We start from the raw sequence: 24,901 nt of genomic DNA, 5'->3' as shown, positions 1-24,901 counted from the left end.
GGCGAGATCATCTCTACGGCAGGAAAACGGTGATCACATACTCCGTTTTCCCTCCGGAAGGAACCCCAGATTCGGGTGCGGCGCAGCCTGGATGGTACAGGCCATCGCCGAGCGGCTCGCATTGGCTCCCGCAGGGCCCCATGATCTCCATGATACCGCAGTCCTCGTCGCCCCCGCCGGCGAGGCCTGCCGCGCAATCACGCCCCGTGCTCCGGGCGAGGTCCACGTTCGCCGGGTTGTAACAGGTGCGCAGATAGGGCTCGGGCAGGAAGACGTTTCCCCAGAACGCCCCCTCCTCGTACGGGTATTCATTGAGTTCGGCGTCGTCCGCCTCCGCAAGCACATCCTCGGACCCATGCATCGAGATCATCACGCGCCGGCCGTAGCGATTCGTGCGCGCGCCGAGGCAGGCCGACACCCACTGCTGGCCCACCGCGTCGAGCGGCGCGTCCTGCCACGACGGAGCGAGGCCCGCGAGACCCCGATACGATTCGTAGCGGATACGGCCGTCCACGTCCGTCCAGGCGAACGAGAGCGACTGCTCCGGCCCGAGAGCGCATCCCACGGCGTACTTCAGGAACAACCGCGTGAGGTGGCCCTGCTTCGACGGCGACTCGATAGCAGCGCGCATGTTCGGAGACATGGCTTTGAGCAAAAGCGGCGCCTTCGCGAGCTCCCCTCCCGCGGTCAGCGCCTCGGGAACGAGCGCGTTGGGAACCGAGATGGCGTCATGCACCTCCCCCACAACTTCGGTGTCGTCCCCCTGTTCTTCTGGCTCCCCCATGCATCCGACCAGCGGCACGACCGTTACGAGCACGAACGGAAAAAACGCGACCATTGATTTCCGAGACATGTACCCCCCCGTCTCAGAGATTCCCCTCACGATAGCGCGAAACACGGAGCCGGCACAGGACACGACGAACTTGGAGTACGGGCGTCCTGCGAACGGGAGACCCTCGACGAGGCCATCGGGAATTACCCTGATGTCGCACTCGGGTACGGGGGATCGGGGGCCGCCCCATCAGGGCCGTGCGTACCCTGATTCCATCGCGCATCGCGGCGATCATTCGGCTCCCGGACAAGCGCGGATAGCGCGGAAATCGGTTGCCGACGCGCCACATTTCGGGTCATACCCGTGGCGTGGGATCGCGATCGCACCGGGGGAGGGCATGATGGGTCGATCTGGGCTGCTTGGCGGAAGCGTGATGAGCGGCGGCGAGGAACACGACGTCCCCCTTGCCGTCGGGACGTCCGTGGGTGGTTACGTGATCGACCGGCTCGTCGCGCGCGGCGGGTGTGGCTCGGTGTATCGCGCGCATCCGGCGGGCCGCGCCGAGCCCGTGGCAATCAAGGTCCTGCATCCGACGCTCGCGCCGCTACCGAAGATGATCGAACGGTTCGTCCGGGAGGTCGAGCTCCTGCGGCGCATCCGCCACCCGAACATCGTCGAGATCAAAGAGGTCGGCGCGCTCTCCTGCGGAACGCCGTTCTTCGTGATGGAGTATCTGCCCGGCGTCACGCTCGACGTGCTGCTCTCGATGCGTGGTCGCCTCGGCCCCGAGGAGGCGCTCGAGATCCTCGAGCCCGTGTGCGCGGCGCTCGGCGCGGCGCACGCGGCGGGCATCGTCCATCGCGACGTGAAGGCGAGCAACGTGATGGCGACGGGCGGGCTCGGCGGCGTGAAGCTCCTCGATTTCGGCATCGCGAAGCTCGTCGATCCGGGCACGTCGAGCGCGGGCCTGACCTCGGTGAACCGGCAGATCGGCACCCTCACGATCATGGCGCCCGAGCAGCTCCTCTGCGCGCCGGTCGACGCGCGCACGGACGTCTACGCGCTCGGCGCGCTCCTGTATCGCCTGCTCACGGGCCGCTTGCCATTCGAGTCCTCGTTCCCCGGCGAGCTCGTGCGCAAGCACCTGGAAGAGCCTGCGCCGCGCCCGAGCGAGCGTGTCCCCGTCTCGCGCGAGATCGACGCGGTGGTCTTGAAGTGCCTCGAAAAGCGGCCCGAGCGCCGTTACGAGTCGGTCCACGCGCTCGTGCGGGCCCTCCGCCATGCGACCTCGGCGGGCACGCTGCGCTCGTCCTCGCACCAGCTCCCGCGCTTCGCGGTGGGCATCTTCATCGAGATCCGGCTGCGCGCCGACGCCGAGGACGCGCCGGATCTTTTCGCGGCCGAGATCGAGCGGATCCTCGCGAGCGCCGAGGATCGGATGCGGGGCGCGGGCTACACGCTTTGCACGAGCACGAGCGCGGAGGTCCTCGGCCTGCGGCTCTTGCAGCGGGATCCTGCGCGCTGGCAGGACGAGCGGCAGGCGGCGCTCGATTTCGCGCTCGACCTGCACGCGGCGCTCGCGTCGCGCTCCGGCTCGGATCCGCGGGTGCACGTGAACGTCTCGGCGCACGCGGGCGAGGTCGTGGTGCGCGAGCGAATCGACGCGGATCCGGAGATCGTCGGCGGGCCGCTCGCGCGCACGGGCGACTGGGCATCGTCGGAGGAGACGCCGAATCTCTGCGCGACGTGGGAGCTGCTCGACGGCCTCGGCGGCTTCGAGGCAGCGCCCGGCCCGGATCCGCTCGTGCTCGTGAGCCGCAGCGCGGCCTGAAAAAGCAATCCGAGGGGCGCCCTGCCCCTCGTTGATTCAATTTCCCCCTACATTTCAGACCTACCTATCGCGACCACGGGGCGCCAGCTCGGCGCAATGGTGGCGCATGCCATTCATTTCACCCGCACACAATTTCCGCGACAAACCTTTTACGCCACACCGTTTCGCGCAAACATGGTTTTACAGGAAACACGTTTTACATGACAATAATATTTGTAATAACACAAAACACGACGCGACGCGTCGCAACCGAGGTCGGTTCATGACGCAAAAACCAACAAAAACCGGCCCAAAAACCCTCGGCAGACCGGAAAAGCCCCGGCGGACCTCCAAGCGCCCCGCGCAGACCCCTCACCGATAAGGAAAAAACGGCCCCAAAGTACTGGTAGCAAGATGTTGGTGCGACAACGTTATGCAAATTCCGTTGTCACCAGAAGCGCACAGCGAAAACATGTGGCTCGAACTACAGTTCATCAAGACAAACTGGCACGAAAGGACTGGTAGCAACATGTACGAGATTCAACACAACATGAGTATTGTTAGATTTCGTACTCATATACAGAATTGTATCCACAACATTAGTTCGTCTGGACAAACCACCCCTCACCCCCCCCACCGTCGTTGCCGGACGCGAGGGCCGGGGGATACGATGGGCGCCGGTCGACATCCCCCGGGAGCCCCTACATGGCCGGACTCGGCTGGCTGCACCTCACCGATCTACACGTCGGGACCACCGGAACCCTGTGGCAACGGCCCCGCTACCGCGAGGAGATGGAGCGAGACCTCGCGTGGCTCCACGAACGGGTGGGGTCGTTCGACCTCATCCTCGTGACCGGCGACCTCGCTTCGACTGGAACCGAGACCGAATACGGACTCGTCACGCAGGGGCTCGCCTCACTCCAGCACTTCTTGGCTCGCTTTGGTTCACGACCCGCCCTGCTCGCGGTCCCCGGTAACAACGACCTAGTCCGCACGCTGGCGAGCGCAGCCCCCGACCCCACCACCTGGGAGTTGGATCCTGACGCCCGCGAGACCTTCTTCAAGAACCCGACCCATCCGTCCCGGCGAGCAGTCGCAGCTGCGTTCGCCCCGTTTGCTCAGTGGATGGCTCGGTGGCGCAAGCTCGAACGACCGACCTCTGTCGACATCGCCCTCGAAAACGGGCTGCTCCCTGGCGACTTCGTGGCAACTGTGACGAAGGAAGGACGCCGCTTCGGAATTGCAGGCCTGAACACGGCGTTCCTGGAGCTCTCCATGGCGGGCGCTTTTGGTGCTCTCGACGTGGATCCGCGACAGATCGAAGCGACGGTGGGGGACCTCGATGCCTGGGCCCGCTCGCACGACGCCTGCCTGCTGCTTACGCACCACCCGCCGTCCGGGCTGTCCCCACGGGCCCTCGTGAGATTCTCGGATGCCCTCGCCCCTCGCGGCCGGTTCGTGCTCCATCTCGTGGGCAGCGTCGACGACGGCGAGCCCCTCGTCGACGACGTACACACGCCGCTGTTTTCGGGACTCCCATTCACACCCGGCATAGGCGGTGATAGACGCCACGGTTATACTGCCGGTCGCCTCGATACCGACACCGGCGAGATTACGTTGTGGCCGCGGATCCTCGGTTTCTCTCCAAGCATGGATCCGCGTTTCGAGGGCCCCGCCTACCCCGCCCCGGGCGAGCCTCTCCGTGTGTTCGTCCGAAAGCCCCCCTCCGAATCGGCGAGAGTCGACGAACTGGCAGACGACGTCCTCGAATTGCCGACCGCCGCCGAATTCGCCCCGGAGCTCGAAGCAAAGCCCATCGTATTGCCCGCGCCCGAGCCACTCGAATCCAAAAAGAAAGCCGCTCCCGCGCCACCCCCGCGCCCGCCGCCGCCCATGGCCGCGCCGGCCGCCTTCGCCGCCTCCCCGGCCCCCGAGCGCGCTCCCGGAGCCACGCGTGGCCTCGCTCTCGGTCCCGCCTCCGCGCCCGCCTCCGCTTCCGCCTCCGCGCGCGCTGCCACTCCCGCGCCGGCTTCCGCGCCCGCCTCCGCGGACGTCCCCTCCGAATTCACCCTCGTCCGCTCCTTGCCGATCGATCGCGGCCCGCTCGCCCGCGTCCGTTTCTCGCCCACCGGCGACACCCTCGCCGCCATTTCATTCTGGGGCAAGATCCACGTCTGGGACGCGGACACGCAATCGAACCGCTGGATCGCGCGCGCCGGCTCCGACGCGATGGACCTCTGCTACGCCCCCGACGGGCGCCGCATCGCCACGCGTTCCGGGACGAACCTATCCATCTGGGATACCTCGAACGGCGAATGCCTCCGCACGCTCCACGAGGTCTCCGGCACGAGCCTCGCCTGGTCACCCGAAAACATCCTCGCCGTGGGCCAGCCCGACGGAAAGATCCTCTTCCTCGACGCCGACGAGCTCTCGGTTCTCGGCCACCTCGATCACGGCTTCTGCCCCGGAGGCATCTTCGGCCTCGCCTTCTCGCCCGACGCCGAGTTCCTCGTCTCCGGCGGCAAGGGCGACGGATTCGTCGCCATTTCCACGATCCCCGCCGGCAGCTTGCCGCAAAATGGCTTCACCCGCGCCGCCCATTTCCACCGCGGCTCTGTCTTCGATTTCGCGTTCCGGCCTCGCACGCCCCACGTCGCCTCCGCCGCCGACGACGGCACCATTGCCGTCTGGAGCCTGGTCGACGGCGCCTTCCTCGCCAAGCTCGAAGGCCATCCCGCCGCCGTCACGAGCCTCTCCTTCTCGCATGACGGCCGCCTCCTCGCCTCCCGCTCCCGCGACGGCCTCGTCCTGCTCTGGCGCACGGATACCTGGGAGCCCGTCGCTCGATTGCGCTCGGCCACCAATTACCTCGCGGGCGCCGCCTTCTCCCCCACCGAACCCTCGCTCGCCATTCCCTCGCCGACCGGCGCCCTCGCCCTCTTCACCGTCGACATCGACGCCCTCCGCGGCCGCGCCCCCTCCTCCACCACGCTCCATACCACCACCGCCAAGGTCGTCCTCCTCGGCGAAGGCCGCGCCGGAAAGAGCTGCCTCGCCCTCCGCCTCGCCGAGGATCGTTACGAGGAGCAACCTTCCACCCATGGAATGCGATTCTGGTCGATCGCGGACACGCGCCTGCCGCGCGAGGCGCCTGTCCCGAAAAACCATCGCCGCGAGCTCGTCGTCTGGGACCTCGGCGGCCAGGACGAATATCGCCTCGTCCATCCGCTCTTTTTGCAGGACACCTCCCTCGCCCTGCTCGTCTTCGAGCCCGGCCGCGGCAAGGCCGCTGAAAATGAAATCGCCTCCTGGAACGATCACCTCGGCGACGGAGGCGAGCACGACGGTGCGCCGCGCCGATTGCTCGTCGGCACGAAGCTCGACGACGCCGAGCGCGCCCCCGAGGATCGCGCCGCGAGCGAGCGCCTCCGCGCCCGCGTCGGCGCCCTCGCGTACGTGCCCACGAGCGCCCGCACGGGCCGCGGCACCTCCGAATTGAAGAGCGCGATCCTCGGCGCCATCGATTGGTCCTCGCTCGGCCCGACGAGCCGCCCCGTCCTCTTCGAGCGCATTCGCGCGCACGTCGAGCGTGCCCGCAGGGCCGGCCGCGCCGTGCTCACGCTCCTCGAGCTCGAAGCGAGCGTCGCGCAAGACGAGACCGACGCCGAGCTCGCGGTCGCGATCCCCGCCGTCGCCTCCCAGCTCGCCCGCCAGGGCCTCGTCGCCGACATACGTTTGTCCGATGGAACCCGCGCCCTCGTCCTCGAAGTCGAGCAGATATCCAGGTATGCCGGCTCCTTGATCCTGCTCGCCCGCGACAACCCCCACGGCGTCCCCGCGCTGGCGATCGCCACGCTGCTCGGCCCCGCCGCGCGATTCCCGCGCATCCCGCCCGGCGAGCGCCTGCGAAAAGACCAGGAGCTCGGCGTCCTCGACGGCGTCATCGCGCTCCTGCTCGAACAAGGCACGTGTTTCCTGCACGAGGGATTGCTCGTCTTCCCCGCCCTCTTCCCGGCCCTCGCGCCCGCCGCCGATCCGGCCGATCCCGCGGCCGCGCCGCTCCCGGCCGCGATCCGTTACGAAATGAGCCGCCCTGCCTCGGAGGTGTATGCCTCGGCCGTCACGGCCCTCGCCCTCGGCCGGCGCTTCGGCCCCGCGCGCCTCGGCCCCGGCCGCGCGGATTTCGGCCTCCCGGGCGAAGGATTGTCGCGGCTATCCATTTCGCAGGCTCCGGGCGGAAAGGCGCGCGGGGGGCTCGAAGTCGCCTTCTCCCCGGACACGCCCGACGAGGTCCGGCGGCTCTTCGCGGGGTTTCTGGAGGATCACCTCCAGCAGCGCGGCGTCCATTTCGTCGAGCGCGCCTCCGTCCGCTGCGCGTGCGGATACGTCTTACCCGAGGACACCGTCAAGAGCCGCCTCGTCGGCGGCCATTCCGACATCGGCTGCCCCGAATGCGACGCCCGCACCCCGCTCGTCCCGCGGACCGAAGGGAAAGACGCGCTCGCCGCCCCCATCTTCGCCCTGCGCCGCGAAGCAGAACGCCGGCGCGAAGAGAGCGTCGAGGCCGCGCGCATGGCCATGGCCGTCGCGCGTGTCACCTCGGACAAACCCCCCGCGCCCATTCGAATCCTCCACCTCAGCGACCTGCACCTCCACGAGGGCGACGATCCCGACGTCCTGCTCCAGCCGTTGCTCACCGATCTACGCGACCGCGTGGAGGGCCTCGCCCTGGAAAAGCTCGATTTCGTGGTCGTGTCGGGCGACCTCTCGAACCGCGCGAGCCCCGGCGAGCTCGAGGCCGCGCGCCATTTCCTCTCGCGCCTCGCCGAGGCGATGGGCCTCACCGCCGATCGCTGCATCGTCGTGCCCGGCAACCACGATCTCGACTGGGACACCGAGGTCTACGATTTCAAGAAGCGGCGCGCCGTCGATCCGAAACGCCTCGCGCCCGGCAGCTTCGTCGAGCAGGAGAGCGGCTACCTCGTGCGCGACGACGCACGTTACCCCGATCGTTTCCGCAATTTTTCGCGCCACCTCTACCACCCGCTTTGCTTGCGCGAGTACCCGCTCACGCCCGAGGAGCAAGGGCTCGCCCTGCTCTTCCCGGCCGAGCGGATCCAGTTCGTCTCCCTGAACTCGGCCTTCGAGATCGACGAATACCACCGCGGTCGCTCGGCCATTCACCCCGGCGCGCTCTCCCGCGCCCTCGCCGAGGCCGAGCGGCAAATCGAGGAGGCCCGCCGTCGCGGTGATCTCGACGCAAACGCCTCCGTCCTGCGGTTCGCCGTCTTCCACCACCCGGTGACGGGCAATGAAAAGATGGCGGACGACGCCTTCCTCGAACGATTGCGCCGCGCCGACGTCCGCGCCGTCCTGCATGGGCACGTCCACGAGGATCGCGCCGATCTCGTGGGATACCTGCACCCCGCGCGTCGGCTCCACGTCGTCGGCGCGGGCAGCTTCGGCGCACCCGCGGATCACCGCCCCGCGTCGGTGCCGCGCCTCTACAACCTGATCACGATTCCGCGGGATCTCGGACGAATGCGTGTGGATACGCGCTCGCTGCGCAAGGACGAGGGCATCTGGGAGCCCTGGTACACGTGGCCAGGCGAAAAACCCGGCGAACGGCGTGCCCATTACGAGGTGCGGTGGGGCTGATCAGAGCTCGTCGGCGCCGATGTCGACGGGGCCGTTCTTCCGATTGTCTCCATCGATGTCCACCGCGCCCACGTCGAGCGCGCCGTTCCCTTTGTCCTTCGCGGGAGAGCTCGGCGTGAGGTGCAGGTCGCCGTTCAATGAATCCGCGAGCTTCGGGTCCAACGTGAGCGAGTTCGCGCCGCCCGAGGTGCCGTCGAGGCCCCCGTTGAAGTAGACGTTGAAATCCAACACGTTCCCCGTGTTGCCGCTGCCTGCGACGACGACTGCGCTCGTGCCCATCGTCGCGACCACGATGTTGTTCTGATACACGTTGCCCTCGTTGCGGTTCTGCAAGAGGATCGCCGCGTCGGCCCAGCCGTCGCGCGAGCAGTTGAACAGCGTGTTGTTCACGATCACGTTGTTCTTCGCGGCCCCGCCCCCGCCGCCATTGCCGCTGCTGTATCCGCCGGTCGCGATGCAGGTGACGTCGTTGTCGTGGAGGAAGTTGTTCCGCACCACGATGGCGCGCGTGGATTTGCCGAACCATTCGCTCGCGAGCTCCACGCCGAGATCACAGTCGTGCGCGGTGTTCCGCTCGATCACGAGATCCGCGCCGCCGTCCACGTAGAAGCAGCCCGCGGCCTTCTCGTTGCCATAGGCGGGGTTGCCGGCGCTCGTGACGTCGTGCGCCAGGTTGCCCACGATGAGGCCTTTGCGGACGCGGTTCACGTCGTCCGCGTCGATCACGTCGTCTTGCGAGCAGGCGCCGCAGACGTCGCCCTCGAACCCGATGAAATCGAAGGCGATGTTGTTCACGTGGTGCACGTGGTTGTCGCGCACCTCGAAATCGCGCACGTTTCCGTTCACCACGAGCGCCTCGCTCCAGCCGAGGACGAGGTCGCGTAGCTCGTTGCCGATGATCGAGATTCGCTCGGCCGGCGTGGTCTCGGTACCGTACACCGCGATGCCGTGCGCGCCTGCGCCGTCGCCGCCGTTTTCGGCCGTGATGTCGTGAATGACGTTGTCGCGGATCACGATGTCGTGCGCGGCGCCGCGCACCCAGATGCCTGCGGGGAAATTGCCATTCACGCCCGCGAGGTTTTGGATCTCGAACCCCTCGACCACGATGTGCGCCTGATCGAAGATGTTGAACATTCCCACCTCGCCCGCGCCAATGAGGTTCATTCCATCGAGGATCGGCCGCGCGCCGCAGGCCGCGCGCACCGTGATCGGCGCCCCGGCCGCGCCCGATCGCGGAAACGTGACGCGCTCGTCGTACGTGCCCTGGCGGACGACCACGATGTCCCCCGGCTGGGCGACCTCCACGGCGCGGGCGATGTGCCGGAACGGTTCGGCCGACGTGCCCGGCCCATCGTCGTCGCCCGTATTCTCGACGAAATAGGTCCCCGCCGCCGGATCACACGCGCCACCGCCGCTCCCGCCGCCGCCGCCGTTCCCGCCTCCGCCGCCGCTCCCGCCACCGCCGCCGCTCCCGCCGCCGCCTCCGCTTCCGCTCGCGCTTGCGCTTCCGCTCGCGCCCGTTTCATTCGACGAGCACGCGAGGAGCCCGATCCCGAGGAGCGCCACCAAAAAACCTCGATGCATCACACCACCCTGCCTTTCCGCATTACGCGGGCCGGAGCATACCCCTTTTTCTGGACGAGCGTCGCGCCCTCGTGGTTCAGTGCATCCCCATACAACAAGCGCGCGGCGCCACGTCCGCGCCACGGAGGCATGCATGTCCGAATCCCGTGCGACGGGCCGAGGAGGGTCCCCCTGCGGCAAGGAGCACTTCCCGCTCGCCTCGCCCATGCTCGACGATCCACGGCCTTTTTATACACGCGCTCGCCGCGACGAGCCCGTCTTCTGGAGTGATTCCCTCGGCCTCTGGGTCGTGACCCGGTACGAGGATGTCTGCGCCGTCGCGAAGGACGCCGCGCGATTCTCGTCCCTCGATTCGATCACGCCCAAGGCCGCCGCCGCGCCTCCCCCGCCGGAGCTCCTCGCCGAGCTCATGAAGGGGTTTCCGCTCCTCCCGAGCCTCGTCGACAGCGATCCGCCCATTCACACGCGCGGGCGCGCCCTCGTCACGAAGGCCCTCTCGCTCCGTCGCCTCACCGCGTTCGAGCCGATCCTCCGCGACATCGCCGACCGACTCGTGGATTCCTTCGTCGCGAAGGGTCACGTCGAGCTCGTGCACGCCTTCGCCATCGCATTGCCGGGCAACTTCATCGTCGACCTGCTCGGGCTGCCGCGCGAGCACCTCGATCAGGTCGATCGCTGGACCACGAACAGCACCGCGATCTTCGCCGGGCAGGACCCGCTCCCGGTCCTCGTCGAGCACGCGCGCGGCTTCGTCGCATTCCAGCATTACCTCGCCGACGCGATCGAGGATCGCCGGCAGAACCCCCGCGACGACGCCCTCTCCGATATCGTCACCGGCGCTGCGGCCCTGGATCCGCCCTTCGGCGTGGCCGAGCTCGTCAACATGCTCCTGCAGATCCTCTTCGCCGGCTACGAGACCACGGCCGGCCTGATCGCGGCCGCGGCGCTCGAGCTCGCCCGAGATCCGGAGCTCTTCGCCGCCGCTCGCAGGGACCCCGGCCTCATTCCCTCAATCGTCGAGGAGGTCCTGCGGACGGCCTCCCCCATTCACGCGATGTACCGCACGGCGCTCGAAGACGTGGAGATCGGCGGCGTGCCCATCAAGAAAGGCGAGCGCCTGCAGATCGCGTACATCTCGGCGAACCACGACGAAGAGCGCTTCGAGCATCCAGCGCGGTTCGACATTCGCCGCACGGCGCCGCACCTCGCCTTCGGGCACGGACCTCATTATTGCATCGGCGCGCCGCTCGCGCGCCTCGAAGGCCGCATCGCGCTCGAGGTCTTGACCCAGCGCCTGCCGGGCTTGCGCCTCGTCCCGGGCCAGAAGCTCACCTATTTCCCGAGCGCCACCGCCCGCCGCCTCGAATCGCTGGAGCTCGCCTGGGATCCGCCGACCTGAGCCCGCTTCTCAGAGTAACCCCTCGCCCTTCAGGATCTCGTAGCTGATCTTCGCGGCCTCGGGGCCGATCTTCTTCTCGTCGTTCGATCGGATACGGCAAGCGAAGACCCACGTGCGGCCTTCCTTCTCCAGCGCGCCCACGAACCAACCGATCGCGTCGAGCGGACCCAGCGGGCCATCATTGGGGAGATAGCTGCCCGTCTTGCCGCTCAAGACCACGTTCGCGGGGATCGCGTCGACGAACGGGAGCCGATCCCGCACGTGCTCCACGGCGTCGCCCCGCAATTCGAGGATTCGCTTGACGATGGCCGTGGCGCGCGGCGAGACGGGCAGCTTGTTTTCGTAGAAAGCGGTGAGGAACCTTCGGTTTTCGCGGGGCGAGATCCGGAGCGTGCTATTGAGCCAGAACATGGTCACGTCGCCCGAAGGGTCGGCGTTGCCGTAACGAAATGCCGAGAGGTACGTGCGATACCGGGGCTCGCCGACCTGCTCGGCGATTCGCTGGAAGTACCAGACCGTGGAGTACCACATCGAGGTGGCCAGCGAATGATCGCGGTTCCACGAGGCCTTCCAGTACTCCTTGCCGTTCCAGCGAAAGACGGTGTTTTCGTCCTGCACGACGCCGGTATCGAGCCCGATGAGCGCGTTCGGGATCTTGAACGTCGAGGCGGGCGAGGTCTGCACGTCGCACTCGTCCCCGCCGTACTCGACCGTCTCCCCCGTTCCGAGCTCGACCATCGTGAAGCAGCCGACGAGCCCGGAAAACTGGGGCGGGGCCGCCTTGGGGGTCCGGGGCACGCCGGGGTCCGGGATCGTGGTCGCGCTCGTCGTGCAGCCCGCGGCAGCGAGGAGGAGCAAAGGCGCGGCGAGGAGGCGCGCGGCGGCGGCGAGGGGGCGCGTGCGTACGGTCATGACGCTCGAACGCCCCTGCCCGCGGGCGCATTTCCGGCCGAGGCAGTTTTCGCGGGCGCATCGATGGTTGACACGAAGCGACCGTCGCGGCTAGGACAAGCCCGATGGTCGATTCCGGACGGCTCGACGTCGCCGTGCTCGGCGCCGGCGTGATGGGGCTCGTCGCCGCCGTCACGCTCGCGCGCGCAGGCTTCCGGGTCGCGGTCCACGAGCGCGCCGCCGATATCACGGCGAGCGCCGCGTGGCGCTCCGGCGGCATGCTCGCGCCCGACTGCGAGGCCGAGATCGCCGAGCCGCTCGTGGTCGCCCTCGGCCGCCGCTCGCTCGCGCTCTGGCCGTCGCTCGTCCCAGGCGTCGAGACGAACGGGACGCTGGTCGTCGCCCCGCCGCGCGAGTCGGGCGTGCTCACCCGATTCGAGCGGCTGACGCAGAACCACCAGAGCCTCGACGAAGAGGCCCTCGGCGCGCTCGAGCCCGCCCTCGCGGGCCGCTACCGGCGCGGGCTCTTCTTCCCGAACGAAGGGCACCTCGACCCGCGATGCACGCTGCGCGCGCTGGAAACGTGGCTGCGCGACGCCGGCGTGCCGATCGAATTCGGTTTTTCCGGGGATCCCGAGTCGGTCCACGCCGATTGTGTCGTCGATGCGCGGGGGCTCGGCGCCCGCGACAGGTTTCCCACGTTGCGCGGCGTCAAAGGGGAAATGGCCCTCGTCCGGAGCCGCGACGTTTTGCTCTCGCGGCCCGTGCGCCTGCTCCACCACCGGCATCCGCTCTACGTGGTGCCGCGCGAGGGCGGCGTCTTCATGATCGGGGCGACGACGATCGAATCGGAGTCGCCCGATCCGAGCGAGGAGACACGCGTCACGTTGCGCTCGGCCGGCGAGCTCCTCACGCAGGCGTACGCGCTGCACCCCGCGTTCGCCGAGGCCGAGATCCTGGAGCTCAATGCGGGGCTCCGGCCCGCCTTCCCCGACAACGCGCCGCGGATCGAGGTCTCGGGGCGCACGATCGCCGTGAATGGATTGTATCGCCACGGCTGGCTCCTCGCGCCGGCGCTCGCCGCGCGGGTCCTCGACGTTCTCCGCGGAAAGGTCCACCCGAACGAGGTCATGCATGCGGATCCGGCTGAATGGTGAACTGATCGATACGACGGCGGAGGATCTCGCCGCGCTGATCGAGGACCGAGGGTTCGACGTCTCGGTGGTCGCGACCGCGCTCAATGGCGAGTTCGTGCCGCGCACGCTCCGGGCCGAGACGAAGCTCGCCGAGGGCGACGCCGTCGAGGTGCTCCGGCCCATGCAGGGAGGATGAGCATGGTCGATTTTTATGGGCGCAGGTTCGAGAGCAGGCTCCTCCTCGGGACGGCGCGGTATCCCTCGCCCGAGGCGCTCGGCCAGTCGGTGAAGCGCTCGGGCGCGCAGATCGTGACCGTGTCGCTGCGGCGCGAATCCGCGTCCGGCGCGAAGGCGGGGCAAGCGTTCTGGGAGCTCGTGAAGGCGCTCGGCGTGGCGGTCTTGCCGAACACGGCCGGCTGCCATTCCGTGCGGGAGGCCGTGACCACGGCGCGGATGGCGCGCGAGGTCTTCGGGACGCCGTGGATCAAGCTCGAAGTCATCGGCGACGACGTGACGCTCCAGCCCGATCCGTTCGCGCTCGTGGACGCGACGCGCGCGCTCGTCGCGGAGGGGTTCGAGGTTTTTCCTTACATGACCGATGATCTCGTGCTCGCCGAGAAGCTCGTCGAGGCGGGCTGCCGCGTGCTCATGCCGTGGGGCGCGCCGATCGGGACGGGCCGGGGGCTCAACAATCCGTACGCGCTCCGGCTTTTGCGAAAACATTTCCCGGGGATCACGCTGGTCGTGGACGCGGGCATCGGCGCGCCGAGCCACGCCGCGGCGGCCATGGAAATGGGCTACGACGCCATCCTGATCAACACGGCCGTCGCGATTGCGGGAGATCCGCCGGCCATGGCAGAGGCGTTCGCCGAGGCCATTCGCGCGGGGCGGAGGGCCCACGAGGCGGGGCTCATGGAGCCGACGGACCTCGCCACGGCGTCGACGCCGACGTTCGGCGCGCCGTTCTCGCCTTTCGCAGGCTGATTCGAGGAGCGTACGATGCTCGTCCTGGATCGTTTTTACCTCATCGTCGACAGCGCCCGGTGGCTCGATCGCCTCCTGCCGCTGGGTTTGAAATTCGTACAGCTCCGCATGAAGGGGCTCGACCCTTCGGCGCGGCGGGCGGAGATCGCCGCGTCGATCGAAAAGTGCCGGGCGCACGGGGCGACGCTCGTGGTGAACGATTTCTGGCAAGACGCGATCGACCTCGGCGCGGAATGGGTGCACCTCGGGCAGGAGGATCTCGCGGGGGCCGACGCCGCGGCGATCCGGCGGGCCGGGCTCAAGCTCGGCGTCTCGACGCACAGCCACGAAGAGCTCGACACGGCGCTCGCGGTCGATCCCGATTACGTGGCCCTCGGCCCGGTGTATCCGACGACGCTCAAGGTGATGCCCTGGGCTCCGCAGGGGCTCGATCGAATCGGCGAATGGAAGCGCATCGCGCGGCGGCCGCTCGTCGCGATCGGCGGAATCACGCTGGAGCGCGCCGAGGCCGTGGCGCGGGCGGGCGCAGACTCGATCGCCGTCATCTCGGACGTGCTCTCGAATCCGGATCCCGAAGCCCGCTGCAAGGCCTGGCTCGACGCGCGTGCGACGTGGACTGGCGTCGAAAGGAGCGGATCATGAAGGAGCTCAGCTACGAGGTCACGGTGAACGAGCCGGGCGAGCTTCCGCTTTCGCGGACCGAGGTATGGCGGGGGCTCGAAATGAAGGCGGAGAACGCGCTGCCGTTCGTGCCGGGAATGACACGATGTGACGTCCTGGAGAAAGGCGACGGCTGGCTTTTGCGCGAGATCGAGTTCGGCGGCCAGCCGATCCGGGAGCGGATCACGTTCGAGCCCGAGACGCTCGTGCATTTCGAGCGGGTCGCGGGGGCGCCAGGGTGGGTCGACAACGTCATCGACGAGCGGCCCGACGGCTCGCTCGTGCTCCGTTTCGTGTTCGGCGTTCCCGACGAGGACGAGGCAAAGGCACGGGAGCTCGAACCCGTGTACCGGAGAGCCGTGGCCGCGACGCTCGCGACCGTGCGGCGAATGGTCTCCGAAGGGACGATCCCGCGGCGCTGACGTCTATCCGCGCTTCTTCGAGGCGACGTACGCGAGCCCCTGCGCATTGAGCGCAAGATCGAGCTCCAGGAGCTCGCGATCACCGGCGTCGAGCGAGATCCCCGCCTCCGCCGCCGCACGCTCCATTTCCTTTTCGAGCGCCCCCCGAATCATCACCTCGGCCTCGGCCGGCGCGAGCGGCACGGCCGCATCCACAAGCGACGCGGAGAGGTCGATCCACCGATGAAGCTGCCCGGCCACGACGTCGAGGTCCTCAACCTCGCCAAAATGCGTGAGCGCCGCGCGCCGCGCCCCCGACGTCCGCACGACCTCGATGCTCGCATGCGCCGCTTCCGCGTCGAAATCGGTCGGGCTCGTGGACGGAAACGCAAGGCGCCCGCCACGCTGGAGCCGCGGATAAACGAGGCCGAACGTATCGCCGGTGAACACGCCCTCCCGAGCCGGATCCAGCACGATGAAATGGTGGTTCGCATGCCCGCGCGTGTGCACGAACGTGAGCGTCGCGCCGCCAAGCGGCGCCGTCTCCCGGTCGTCGAGCGACCGCACACGCGCCGCGTCGATCGGCCGAATCGTCCCGTAAAGCTCAGCGAACCGCGCGGCACCGTAGACAGCCTCGGCGCTCTTGACGAGCTTCGACGGATCGACGAGGTGGCGCGCGGCGCGTGGATGCGCGAGCACGGTCGCGTTCGGCAGCGCGGCGAGCAGCGCCGAGGCACCGCCCGCGTGGTCGAGGTGGACGTGCGTGACGATCACCCACCGCACGGCCTCCCGCCGAATCCCCTCGCGATCGAGCGCCGCGAGCAGCCGAGGAACCGCGTGCGTGGTGTTCGTCTCCACGAATGCCGCTTCGTCGCCCTCCACGCGGAGATACGCGGCGGCGACGCCGGGCCCGAGGTAATCGCAGTCGATCGTGACGAGGCGCGAGGAGCTCATCCCCCGAGCTTAGCACGGCCGCGCGCCCAGGCTTCCGCTCCGTCATGGAGGCTGGCCAACTGGCACAGTGCCAACGAAATGACTCCGACAAACCCCGGGCAAGCAAGCGCTGCTTTTCTCGTTGACGCGTCCCGAGAGGCTCGTGTAAGCCGTAGCCTCGTGCGCGCGGGGGTGGGTCTTCCGTCCTCGAACACGAAAACGTAGGTAGGGAGGAAAGAGACGATGAGCAACGTCGACGGGCACGACGCGGGTACACCCACGTGGTTCGACCTCATGACGCCGGACCTTGCGGGGGCGCAGAAGTTTTACGGGGAGCTCTTCGGCTGGACGTTCATCCAGGGTAGCCCCGAGATGGGCTACTACACGATGTGCCAGAAGAATGGCCGTAATGCCGCGGGCATGGGCAAGCGCCCCGAAGATGCGCCCTACCCCACGTCGTGGAGCGTCTATTTCGACAGCAAGGATGCCGACGCCACCGCCGCCAAGATCCGCGAGTTCGGCGGCACGTTGATGATGGAGCCGATGGACGTGATGGATCAGGGTCGGATGCTCGTCTGCGTCGACCCGACGGGCGCCGTCTTCGGATTCTGGCAGGGCCGCTCGCACAAGGGCGCGCAGATCGTGGACGAGCACGGCGCGATGACCTGGTGCGAGGTGAACACGCGGGACGGCGCGAAGGCCGCGGCATTTTACGAAAAGGTGCTCGACGTCAAGCCGCAGAGCATCCCGATGGAGATGCCGGGCCTCGTGTATTACACGCTGAACAAAGGTGAAAAGGCCGTCGCCGGCGTCATGCAAATGAACGAGCAGTGGCCGGACTCGATCCCGGCGCACTGGATGCCGTACTTCGCGGTCGACAGCGCCGACGACGCGTGTGAGAAGATCAAGGCGCTCGGCGGGAAGGTGATGCACGGGCCGTTCGATTCGCCCTATGGGCGTATCGCCGTGGTCATGGATCCCTACGGCGCGGCCTTCTCCATCATCAAGCTCTCCGCCGCCGCGTTGAGCGCCTGATCCCATTCCCTCACCCCTCGCCCGAAAGGGCTCGGGGGTGAGGGAATCGTCCTACCTATCGCGCCTGCCCCGTTTTCTCATTCGATGCTGGTGCGCTCGCGCCGGCGGCGCATACGCACGTCAGGCACCCGCCGAACGTCACCATGATGAGCCCCAGAATCGCGATGAGCGCGACCGTCGAAGGGTGCATCTTGCCCTTGTTCGGATCCGCCGGCGCCATTGGCTGCATCGGCCGCGCGCCATACGCCGTCCCGTAAGGCTGCTGCGGCATCGCCCCTTGCGGGCCATATCCCTGCGGCTGCGGATGGTACCCCGGCGGCGTCGGGCCCTGCGGGCCATATCCCGGCGGCGGCTGCGCATGGTATCCCGGCGGCGTCGCTCCCTGCGGGCCATATCCCGGCGGCGTCGGCCCTTGCACGCCGTACCCCGAATGCGCAGGCCCCAGCGTCGGGCCCGTCGCATACCCCGTCCCCGCAATCGTCGGCGCGACCCCGCCCTGCGTCACGGCCGGGCCCGGCGGCGCGACCGAAATGCCCGCCCGAGGCGCCGCCGCCCCGGCCGGCGGAACCACGACGCCCGTGATTCGACCAATCCGCTCGGCGGACAAACGCGCCCGCTGCGGCGCGAACGGGACGAGCGCCGCCGCGAGCTCGCCGACGCTCGCGAACCTCCGCGCCGCGTCCTTTTCGAGGCAACGCAGGATCACCGCTTCGAGCGCGGGCGGCGCGTCCGGGCGCAGCGTCCGCAAAGGATCCGGGGGATTCTGCAGAATGGCGAGATAGACCTCCGGCACGGTCGAGCCCTGGAATGCGAGCTTGCCGGTCAAGAGCTCCTGCAGGATGACCCCGAGCGCCCAGATGTCGGTGCGCGGATCGACGTGTTTCGCCGAACGGAGCTGCTCCGGCGCCATGTACCCCGGCGTTCCGAGCACGCTCTGCGTCTGCGTCATCTGCTGCGCCTCGGGCGACGTGCCCACGAGCGCCGCCTTGGAGATGCCGAAATCGAGCACCTTCACGCAAGCCGAGCCGTCCGCCCGCCGCGTCAAATACAGGTTCGCAGGCTTCAGATCCCGATGCACGATCCCCGCGACGTGCGCCTCGGCGAGCGCCTCGCACGCCTGCAGGAGATACTCGACCGCGTCCTCGATCGCGAGCGGCCCCTGGCGCTTGACGAGCTTCGAGAGATCCGACCCCTCGAGATACTCCATCACCATGTACGGCTCGCCCGTGTCGAGCGTGCCGACGTCGAGCACACGCGCCACGTGCTCACTCTGGATGCGGCTCGCGCTCCGCGCCTCGTTGGCGAACCGAGCGACGATCTCCTGGTGCTTCAGCGCCTCGGGCTGCAGGAGCTTGATGGCCACGGTGCGGCCGAGGTGCAGGTGGTGCGCGGCGAGCACGACGCCCATGCCGCCCTCCCCGAGCACCCGCTCGATCCTGAATTTTCCCGAGAGGACATCACCGGGGCTCGGCGTGCTCATCGGGCCTCGGACGAGCGATACAGGCAAACGGTCGCGATCATCGGCGCGCATTCTTCCATGCGAGGGCCTCCGCGCCAAGCGCCTTCGCGCGCGCCTCGGGTCTTGTGCCGCGCCGAGGCCCCATGCGATCCTCGCTTCCATGCTCTTCCAAAGGCCCCTCTCCCGACTTCTCTTGACCCTCCCCACCCTCGCCGCCACGCTCGTCCTCGGCCTCGCCGCATGCGGCGACGACACCGGCGGCACGACACCCCCGCCAAAGTACACGCTCGACAACGTCTGCGCGCAAATCGCGCCCCAGCTCTGCGAGGTGCGCAAGACGTGTTGCGAAAAAGGCGACGGCTACGACGAGGCCGCCTGCATCACGTTCGAGACCAAGGTTTGCGAGCAGAACGTGGCCGACGTCGAAGCAGGCCTCATGACGTTCGACGGAAACAGCATCGACGCCTGTCTCGTGGCCATGAAGCCCTACGCAGACAAGTGTTTCCTGACGATCCCCGACTACTACAAAGCACCCGAGGACCTCGCGCCATGTTCGAAGGTCTTCGCAGGCAAGCTGACGGAGGGCTCGAACTGCGAGCGCGACGCGCAATGCGCATCCTCGGTCGAAAAGCGGGAGATCGTCGCGTGCGACGACGACACGAAGAAATGCTCGGCGACGCGGTTCCTGCCGCTCGACGCAGCCTGCAAGGTCGAGGCAAACGCAAAGGAGCTCTGCGATCAGGGCCTCTACTGCGATTACGACCTCCTGGCCATGGAAGGCCTGTGCAAGCAGGCAAGGAAGCTCGGCGAAGCATGCACGCCGAGCCCGCTCCAGCTCTCGTGCGGCCTCAACGCCTATTGCGACGCGACGACGAAGGTCTGCACCGAAGCAAAGGTCGAGGGCTCAGCCTGCCAGAGCCCCCTCGAATGCCAGTCGCTAAAATGCGAGGCCATGGCCTGCGCGCCGCTCGATCCGCTCTTCGACGGCGATCAATGCAAGGGCGACGCCGCGCCCTGATCCCGCCCCCCCGCTCCCCGAACCGAAAATCCCGCCGATCGGATCGAAAAACACGCCCTGCCAGCGGCCCTCGACCAGAGCTACGGTCAGCCCATGGCAAACGAACCGAACCAAGCCGTCGAAGATCGCTGGGCACAAAGGACCGAGCAGCTCCTCCGCGACGCAGGCATCTCCACGGGCATGCGTGTCCTCGACGTCGGCTGCGGAAGAGGCGACGTCTCCTTCATGGCAGCACGCCTGGTGGGCGAAACCGGCCTCGTCATCGGCCTCGACCGCGACGAACGAGCAACATCGACCGCCACCGAGCGCGCCCACGACCTCGGAATCAAGAACACGCAATTCATCGCAGGAGACCTCCACGCCCCCCCCATCGCGGGCCCGCCCTACGACGCCATCATCGGGCGGCGCGTCCTGATGTACCAGCCCGATCGCGTCGCCGCCCTCCGTTCCCTCGTCGCCGCCCTCCAGCCCGGCGGCATCGTCGCATTCCAAGAAGCGGACGCGACCATGCTGCCCGCATCGCCGAAACCACACCCCCTCCACGAGCAAGTCACGCGCTGGCTCTGGCAAACCGTCGAGCGAGAGGGAGCCACGACCACCATGGGATTCGAGCTCCCCATCGCACTCGAAGCCGCCGGGCTGAAAGTCGAAGGACAACGCGCCGAAGCCATCATCCAAACCAAGCACCATCGTCACGTCACCGCCTGGATCGTACGAGCCGTGATGCCCCGCATCCTCGAGCGCGGCGTCGCATCGGAAGCAGAAATCGACATCGAAACACTGGACGCACGTCTCGCCGAGGAGCTCCACCAAACGAACGGCGCATTCATCGGCGACATGATCTTCAGCGCCTGGGCACGGAAGCCGTTGCGCTCGGAGGCGTAGCGCCGGGGTTTCACCCCGGACCCGACCAGGGGCTCTTCGCCCCTGGACCCGAACCAGGGCGCAGCCCTGGACCAATGGTGCATCGACCGCAATGCGGTCGATGCAAGAGATCAGGGAGGTGGCGCCCCGTCCGCCGCCTCCACCGTCACCGGTACGCCATTCAGAATGGCCGTCCCCGTGAGCGGCTCGACGTAAAGATCGTCTGTGATGGCATTCGCGTTTGCGCCCGGCACGCTGGCGGCGACGCGCAAGGTATCGGCCGCCGCGGCGTGCCCATGCCCATGCGGCAGGCTCACGACGCCCGGCATTACCTCCTCTGTCACGGCCATTCCCACGACGACCTCCCCCACGCGGCTGCGGACGCGCACGCGCGTTCCCGAGGAAAGCCCGAGCCGCGCGGCGTCCGTCGGATGCACGAGCAACATCGAACGATCCGGCCCCTTCACGAGCGAGGGCACGTTGTGCATCCAGGAGTTGTTGTTCCGCATGTGCCGGCGCCCGATGAGCACGAGGCCCCCGGCCGTCGCCTCGTCGAGGAACCGTTCGAGGCGCGGGACGTCGGCGAGAATTTCGGGCGGCGCGAGACGCACCTTTCCGGTCTTCGTGCGCACGCGCTCCCGGAACATGGGCCGGAGTGGGCCGAGATCGATACCGTGCTCGGCCTTCTTGAGCTTTTCGAGGTTGAGCCCCTTGGAGAACGGCAGGAATCGATCGCCGTAGGGCCCGAGCCGGAGCAAGAGGTCGAGGAAGCCGTCCGAGCCGAGCCTGTTGAGCAGCCCGACGAATCGCTCCGCCGCAGCGCCGAGCGGCGACGGCGAGATACGTTTCCCGAGGACACGCCCCGCGAGACCCACGAGGATCTCCGCGTCGTCCTTCGTATCCGGCCCGGCCTCGATCACGGGCCCGGACCATTTCGCCGTGTTCCGGACCGCGAGCGCGTGGAAGAGCAGATCGTAATGGCTGCGCTCGAGCGCGTACCGCGGCGGCAGGACGAGGTGCGCGTGGCGGGTCGTCTCGTTCAGGTAGATGTCGATCGCGACCATGAAATCGAGGTTCGCGAGGGCCTTTCCGATACGCTCGCCGTTCGGGACCGAAAGGACGGGATTACCCGCGACGGTCACGAGGCCGCGGATCTGCCCGGGGCCGGGCGTCTCCATTTCCTCGGCCATCGTGGTCGCCGGGAGGTTTCCGCCGACCTCGGGCAAGCCCCGGACCCGCGAGCGAAAGCGGCCGTGCCCGCCGAGGCCTATCATCCGCGCGACCCGCACGACGTCGGCCGCGGGCGTCGTGAACATGGCGCAGCCCGGGCGATCGAAATGGCCGGTGACGATGTTCAGCGCGTCGACGAGGTAACTCGACAGCGGGCCGAACGCGCTCGTGGACAGGCCCATGCGGCCATACGCGACCGCGCGCGGCGCCCTGGCGAATTCGCGGGCGATGCGGCGAATGACGAGGGCCGGGACGCCCGTCGAGGCGGAGACACGCTCGGGGGAGAATCGCGTGGAAATGGCTCGGAGCTCGGAGACGCCGTCGGCGATGTCGGAGAGGGCGCCGGCGTCGTGGAGGTTTTCCTCGAAGACGACGTGGAGCATGCCGAGGAGGAGGGCCGCGTCGGAGCCGGGGCGAACGAAATGGTGCTCGTCGGCATATGCGGCGGTCTCGGTCTTGCGCGGGTCGAAGAGGATGAACTTCCCGCCGCGCTCGCGGACGCCGGAGAGCCTGCCGCGGACGTCGCCGAGGGTCATGATGCTGCCGCCCGAGGCCGCGGGATTCGCGCCGAAGACGAGGAAATAATCGGTGTTGTCGATGTCGGGGATCGTCAGGCTCGTGGCCTCGCCGAACATCTGGAGGGCCGCGTAGATGCGCGGGTTCGCGTCCTGGGAATTGGAATCGAAGCGGTTCTTCGTGCCGAGGACCATTCCGAGGAGGCTCGCGCCGACAATCGCGCCGTGCCCGTGCGCCGCGGGATTGCCGAGGTACATGGCGACGGAATCGGGCCCGTGCTCGCGCTGGAGGGCGGCGAGGCGCTCGGCCGCCTCGCCGAGCGCCTCGTCCCAGCTCACGCGGACGAAACCCGAGGCGGTGCGGCGCATGGGGAAGCGGAGGCGATCGGGATCCTCCTGGAGCTCCCGCATGGCCGGTCCCTTGGGGCAGATGTGGCCCCGCGAGAAGACGTCGTCACGATCGCCGCGGATATCGACGACGCGGTTGTCCTCGACAGCGACGCGCATGCCGCACATGGCCTCGCAGACGTTGCACGTGCGGAGATGAACCGTCGATGAGCATGTCATGGAAGCCTCCCCGGGGAAGACAACCCCCTTGACAGGGGGATCGAATCCTGCATCACCTCTCGGAGGTCAGCCAGCCGGCGGCGCGGGCGCGTTCGCTTCGTCGTCTGCATCGCTCTCGTTGCGCTCGGGAGCGATCGCCGGAAACCTCTGGAGCGCCGCGGGGTCGTGCCTCGATAGGTAGCGGCCGAGGTGAAAGATCTCGGCGTACGAGCGGTGCCAGGCGGTATACGCGCGGCGGCGGAGATCACGCGGCGAGCCCTTCGGCGGGTCGTCGCCGCCGTCGAGGATCTGGAGCAGCTCGGTCGCCTCGGCTTCGGCGGTCTCGAGCTCTGCCTGGGTGATCGGGGTCTTGCCATTGACGGCGGCCCAATGGCTCCGGAAGAGCGAAACGAGGCGCAGGGTATCATCCGCATCATCGCGGATCCCTCGTCCGCGCTGGATATCGGCGAGGATGGCGCTGGCCTCCTTGTGGGCTCGGAATGCCGGTTTCGCCCAGCCGAACAGGGTCTCGTCGTGGCTCCGCACCTTGGCGACGAGCTCGCTGCGACGAGCCTTCTGGTCGCTGGTCCACGGGGTCTCGACGGCGAGGTCGGCAGCGTAAAAGACGAGCTGGTTCGGTTCGAGCGCAGCAAAATCCGCGGCTCGCTCGGATGCACGCGAAGCCGAGAGCTCGCTCGGGAGGAGCGGGAGGAGCGGCTCGAACTCGCGCCGCAAGATGCCCGTGAGCCGAGCCGCGCGCTCGCGAGAGATACGCGGGCGAAGGAGGATGTCCTCCGGGAGCGAGAGGAGCGCGGGCCTCCGCGTCTCGAAAAGCTCGTTCATCTTGGTGACTTGGGGATCCATAGCGAGGCTCCTATCTAGCAGCAATATCACGCCCACCGTCGTCAGGCCAAGGGACTCTGGCATACCCGCTCAGGGCCACACGACCGCATCCCGGCTCTGGAGGAGATATAGCTGCGTTCCTTTCGTTACTCGAAAATCCACACGCAGGCCGACACTTTTTGCTGTCGAATTAACCTCAACACTATGCATATCTCGACCATCTACCTGAATGCCCTTCACCAGACCGTACCGATCCACACGGCCATCACGCATCCCAAAGACTGGCTGGTCCAAGAATACCCTACATTGAGGCTTGGCTACAACTACCGCGTCCCCGTTCTTTCGAAATGGTCCTTCGAGGATATCACCAAGTTTCACGGACGCGCCGGGCTTCGTGACGTAGCGTCGATTGAGGTACTCACCTACAACAACTGTATGGATGGAGATGCAGTAGGATCTCACGAACGCCAGAAGCTCTCGCATGTCGTCAGGTCCGAGTAGGCTACCAGGACTGGTACCCGTATGCGCGACCTGGTTTCTATACTCCACGAAATCCTCGAGCCTTACCTCGATCGTTGTCAGCGGTACTGGATCTCCAGGCGACACCCCCTGCATGGACGAGTACCAGTTCACTAGCGCATCAGCACATCTGACCGACTCGTTGATCTTCTCGATCCCAAGCGCGCTGAACGAGGCCTGAACAACATTGGCTCGGAAATTATGTTCATGGTAAACAACGGCATCTCGATTCAACTTGTAAGGCGATTGTCCAGACAAGCATAGATGCAGGTTGGCAACGACATTGGCCTCCGTGAGTCCTGCGTATCGTCTGCCCTCTCCAAGACGCCCCCGAGCCAGCAACTCGGCTGATTGCTTAAGATGTTTGAAACGCAGCCCCTCGTGAAGATCAGCATAACTGGTGACGGACGCTTCGAGTTCAGCAAACGCCCAGCTGAGCTCTTCCACGAATTTTTCAAAGGCTGAGTATAAGGCAACAATGAAAGCCGCGCCGTCGAGACGCCTCCGAATGTTGAAATGGTTTCGCACATCCGGATCTGCATGACTAGCCAGTAGGACATTTACCTTGTCGATCGAGTGTACGAACGCTTCTAGATCGCCAAGGACAGCCAGGACCTCATCGAGAGTCGAGCGCATCGTCCAAT

Annotated in this window: 19 protein-coding genes; 11 read left to right on the top strand and 8 right to left on the bottom strand. The window is 67.5% G+C overall.

Annotation, left to right across the window (positions count from 1 at the left end; genetic code table 11):
* Positions 1-13: 13 nt before the first annotated feature.
* Positions 14-853, bottom strand: coding sequence for a hypothetical protein (locus tag QHF84_RS32815; RefSeq protein ID WP_281317434.1), 840 nt, complete (start codon positions 851-853; stop codon positions 14-16).
* Positions 854-1,169: 316 nt separating this feature from the next.
* On the opposite strand from QHF84_RS32815, the gene QHF84_RS32810 reads away from it, so the two are divergent.
* A complete protein-coding gene (locus QHF84_RS32810; RefSeq protein WP_281317433.1) occupies positions 1,170-2,603 on the top strand; it encodes a protein kinase in 1,434 nt (477 codons plus the stop codon).
* A gap of 684 nt (positions 2,604-3,287) precedes the next feature.
* Positions 3,288-8,240: a metallophosphoesterase gene (locus QHF84_RS32805; RefSeq protein WP_281317432.1), complete on the top strand. Its 4,953-nt coding sequence runs from the start codon at positions 3,288-3,290 to the stop codon at positions 8,238-8,240.
* Here the strand turns inward: QHF84_RS32805 and QHF84_RS32800 are convergent, their stop codons facing one another.
* On the bottom strand, positions 8,241-9,824 hold the full coding sequence (locus tag QHF84_RS32800) for a DUF1565 domain-containing protein (protein WP_281317461.1): 1,584 nt from the start codon (positions 9,822-9,824) through the stop codon (positions 8,241-8,243). It abuts the gene before it with no gap.
* Between the two features lie 133 nt (positions 9,825-9,957).
* On the opposite strand from QHF84_RS32800, the gene QHF84_RS32795 reads away from it, so the two are divergent.
* Positions 9,958-11,223 (top strand): cytochrome P450, encoded by a 1,266-nt coding sequence (locus QHF84_RS32795; RefSeq protein ID WP_281317431.1) that lies wholly within the window; start codon positions 9,958-9,960, stop codon positions 11,221-11,223.
* A 9-nt stretch (positions 11,224-11,232) separates the two neighbouring features.
* Here the strand turns inward: QHF84_RS32795 and QHF84_RS32790 are convergent, their stop codons facing one another.
* Positions 11,233-12,135 (bottom strand): penicillin-binding transpeptidase domain-containing protein, encoded by a 903-nt coding sequence (locus QHF84_RS32790; protein ID WP_281317430.1) that lies wholly within the window; start codon positions 12,133-12,135, stop codon positions 11,233-11,235.
* Positions 12,136-12,239: 104 nt separating this feature from the next.
* Here QHF84_RS32790 and thiO point away from each other — a divergent pair, with 104 nt between their 5' ends.
* Genes thiO through QHF84_RS32765 form a run of 5 tightly spaced genes read left to right on the top strand, consistent with a single transcriptional unit; the run spans position 12,240 to position 15,316 of the window.
* Positions 12,240-13,271 (top strand): glycine oxidase ThiO, encoded by a 1,032-nt coding sequence (gene thiO, locus QHF84_RS32785; RefSeq protein ID WP_281317429.1) that lies wholly within the window; start codon positions 12,240-12,242, stop codon positions 13,269-13,271.
* A complete protein-coding gene (gene thiS, locus QHF84_RS32780) occupies positions 13,249-13,446 on the top strand; it encodes a sulfur carrier protein ThiS (protein ID WP_281317428.1) in 198 nt (65 codons plus the stop codon). The genes thiO and thiS overlap by 23 nt, the downstream gene beginning before the upstream one ends.
* Before the next feature lie 2 nt (positions 13,447-13,448).
* A complete protein-coding gene (locus tag QHF84_RS32775; protein WP_281317427.1) occupies positions 13,449-14,234 on the top strand; it encodes a thiazole synthase in 786 nt (261 codons plus the stop codon).
* Between the two features lie 15 nt (positions 14,235-14,249).
* Positions 14,250-14,876, top strand: a complete 627-nt coding sequence (locus QHF84_RS32770; RefSeq protein ID WP_281317426.1) for a thiamine phosphate synthase — start codon at positions 14,250-14,252, stop codon at positions 14,874-14,876.
* Complete coding sequence (locus QHF84_RS32765) at positions 14,873-15,316, top strand: AtaL-like protein (RefSeq protein ID WP_281317425.1); 444 nt, start codon at positions 14,873-14,875, stop codon at positions 15,314-15,316. Before QHF84_RS32770 ends, QHF84_RS32765 begins: the two co-directional genes overlap by 4 nt.
* A gap of 3 nt (positions 15,317-15,319) precedes the next feature.
* On the opposite strand, the gene QHF84_RS32760 is transcribed toward QHF84_RS32765, so the two are convergent.
* Entirely contained in the window at positions 15,320-16,249 is a 930-nt protein-coding gene (locus tag QHF84_RS32760) for an MBL fold metallo-hydrolase (protein ID WP_281317424.1), read from the bottom strand.
* A 222-nt stretch (positions 16,250-16,471) separates the two neighbouring features.
* Between QHF84_RS32760 and QHF84_RS32755 the strand changes: the two genes are divergently transcribed.
* A complete protein-coding gene (locus QHF84_RS32755) occupies positions 16,472-17,263 on the top strand; it encodes a VOC family protein (protein WP_281317423.1) in 792 nt (263 codons plus the stop codon).
* 55 nt (positions 17,264-17,318) lie between these two features.
* Here QHF84_RS32755 and QHF84_RS32750 read toward each other — a convergent pair whose 3' ends face one another.
* Positions 17,319-18,743, bottom strand: coding sequence for a serine/threonine-protein kinase (locus QHF84_RS32750; protein WP_281317422.1), 1,425 nt, complete (start codon positions 18,741-18,743; stop codon positions 17,319-17,321).
* 172 nt (positions 18,744-18,915) lie between these two features.
* On the opposite strand from QHF84_RS32750, the gene QHF84_RS32745 reads away from it, so the two are divergent.
* Together QHF84_RS32745 and QHF84_RS32740 are read left to right on the top strand one after the other, a co-directional pair.
* Positions 18,916-19,740 (top strand): hypothetical protein, encoded by an 825-nt coding sequence (locus tag QHF84_RS32745; RefSeq protein ID WP_281317421.1) that lies wholly within the window; start codon positions 18,916-18,918, stop codon positions 19,738-19,740.
* A gap of 93 nt (positions 19,741-19,833) precedes the next feature.
* Positions 19,834-20,625, top strand: a complete 792-nt coding sequence (locus tag QHF84_RS32740) for a class I SAM-dependent methyltransferase (protein ID WP_281317420.1) — start codon at positions 19,834-19,836, stop codon at positions 20,623-20,625.
* A 110-nt stretch (positions 20,626-20,735) separates the two neighbouring features.
* Here the strand turns inward: QHF84_RS32740 and QHF84_RS32735 are convergent, their stop codons facing one another.
* The 3 genes from QHF84_RS32735 to QHF84_RS32725 form a co-directional block, all read right to left on the bottom strand.
* Positions 20,736-22,916 carry a molybdopterin-dependent oxidoreductase gene (locus tag QHF84_RS32735; RefSeq protein WP_281317419.1) on the bottom strand — a complete coding sequence of 727 codons (2,181 nt, stop codon included), beginning with the start codon at positions 22,914-22,916 and terminating at the stop codon, positions 20,736-20,738.
* Positions 22,917-22,982: 66 nt separating this feature from the next.
* Positions 22,983-23,759 (bottom strand): hypothetical protein, encoded by a 777-nt coding sequence (locus QHF84_RS32730; protein ID WP_281317418.1) that lies wholly within the window; start codon positions 23,757-23,759, stop codon positions 22,983-22,985.
* 69 nt (positions 23,760-23,828) lie between these two features.
* The gene (locus QHF84_RS32725) at positions 23,829-24,893 is read right to left on the bottom strand and encodes an MAE_28990/MAE_18760 family HEPN-like nuclease (protein WP_281317417.1); all 1,065 of its coding nucleotides are present in this window, start codon (positions 24,891-24,893) and stop codon (positions 23,829-23,831) included.
* Positions 24,894-24,901 lie beyond the last annotated feature (8 nt).

The sequence above is a fragment of the Polyangium sp. y55x31 genome, from assembly GCF_029946505.1.
Classification (GTDB): Bacteria; Myxococcota_A; Polyangia; order Polyangiales; family Polyangiaceae; genus Polyangium.
This window is presented reverse-complemented; position numbering and strand designations above follow the sequence as displayed.

Bases quoted from the DNA above. Each gene is read 5' to 3' on its own strand.
- QHF84_RS32740 (WP_281317420.1), top strand. From the start codon at position 19,834: ATGGCAAACGAACCGAACCAAGCCGTCGAAGATCGCTGGGCACAAAGG.
- QHF84_RS32755 (WP_281317423.1), top strand. From the start codon at position 16,472: ATGAGCAACGTCGACGGGCACGACGCGGGTACACCCACGTGGTTCGAC.
- QHF84_RS32760 (WP_281317424.1), bottom strand. From the start codon at position 16,249: ATGAGCTCCTCGCGCCTCGTCACGATCGACTGCGATTACCTCGGGCCC.
- QHF84_RS32765 (WP_281317425.1), top strand. From the start codon at position 14,873: ATGAAGGAGCTCAGCTACGAGGTCACGGTGAACGAGCCGGGCGAGCTT.
- QHF84_RS32730 (WP_281317418.1), bottom strand. From the start codon at position 23,759: ATGGATCCCCAAGTCACCAAGATGAACGAGCTTTTCGAGACGCGGAGG.
- thiS (WP_281317428.1), top strand. From the start codon at position 13,249: ATGCGGATCCGGCTGAATGGTGAACTGATCGATACGACGGCGGAGGAT.
- thiO (WP_281317429.1), top strand. From the start codon at position 12,240: ATGGTCGATTCCGGACGGCTCGACGTCGCCGTGCTCGGCGCCGGCGTG.
- QHF84_RS32810 (WP_281317433.1), top strand. From the start codon at position 1,170: ATGATGGGTCGATCTGGGCTGCTTGGCGGAAGCGTGATGAGCGGCGGC.
- QHF84_RS32800 (WP_281317461.1), bottom strand. From the start codon at position 9,824: ATGCATCGAGGTTTTTTGGTGGCGCTCCTCGGGATCGGGCTCCTCGCG.
- QHF84_RS32725 (WP_281317417.1), bottom strand. From the start codon at position 24,893: ATGCGCTCGACTCTCGATGAGGTCCTGGCTGTCCTTGGCGATCTAGAA.
- QHF84_RS32790 (WP_281317430.1), bottom strand. From the start codon at position 12,135: ATGACCGTACGCACGCGCCCCCTCGCCGCCGCCGCGCGCCTCCTCGCC.
- QHF84_RS32775 (WP_281317427.1), top strand. From the start codon at position 13,449: ATGGTCGATTTTTATGGGCGCAGGTTCGAGAGCAGGCTCCTCCTCGGG.
- QHF84_RS32805 (WP_281317432.1), top strand. From the start codon at position 3,288: ATGGCCGGACTCGGCTGGCTGCACCTCACCGATCTACACGTCGGGACC.
- QHF84_RS32750 (WP_281317422.1), bottom strand. From the start codon at position 18,743: ATGAGCACGCCGAGCCCCGGTGATGTCCTCTCGGGAAAATTCAGGATC.
- QHF84_RS32735 (WP_281317419.1), bottom strand. From the start codon at position 22,916: ATGACATGCTCATCGACGGTTCATCTCCGCACGTGCAACGTCTGCGAG.
- QHF84_RS32770 (WP_281317426.1), top strand. From the start codon at position 14,250: ATGCTCGTCCTGGATCGTTTTTACCTCATCGTCGACAGCGCCCGGTGG.
- QHF84_RS32795 (WP_281317431.1), top strand. From the start codon at position 9,958: ATGTCCGAATCCCGTGCGACGGGCCGAGGAGGGTCCCCCTGCGGCAAG.
- QHF84_RS32815 (WP_281317434.1), bottom strand. From the start codon at position 853: ATGTCTCGGAAATCAATGGTCGCGTTTTTTCCGTTCGTGCTCGTAACG.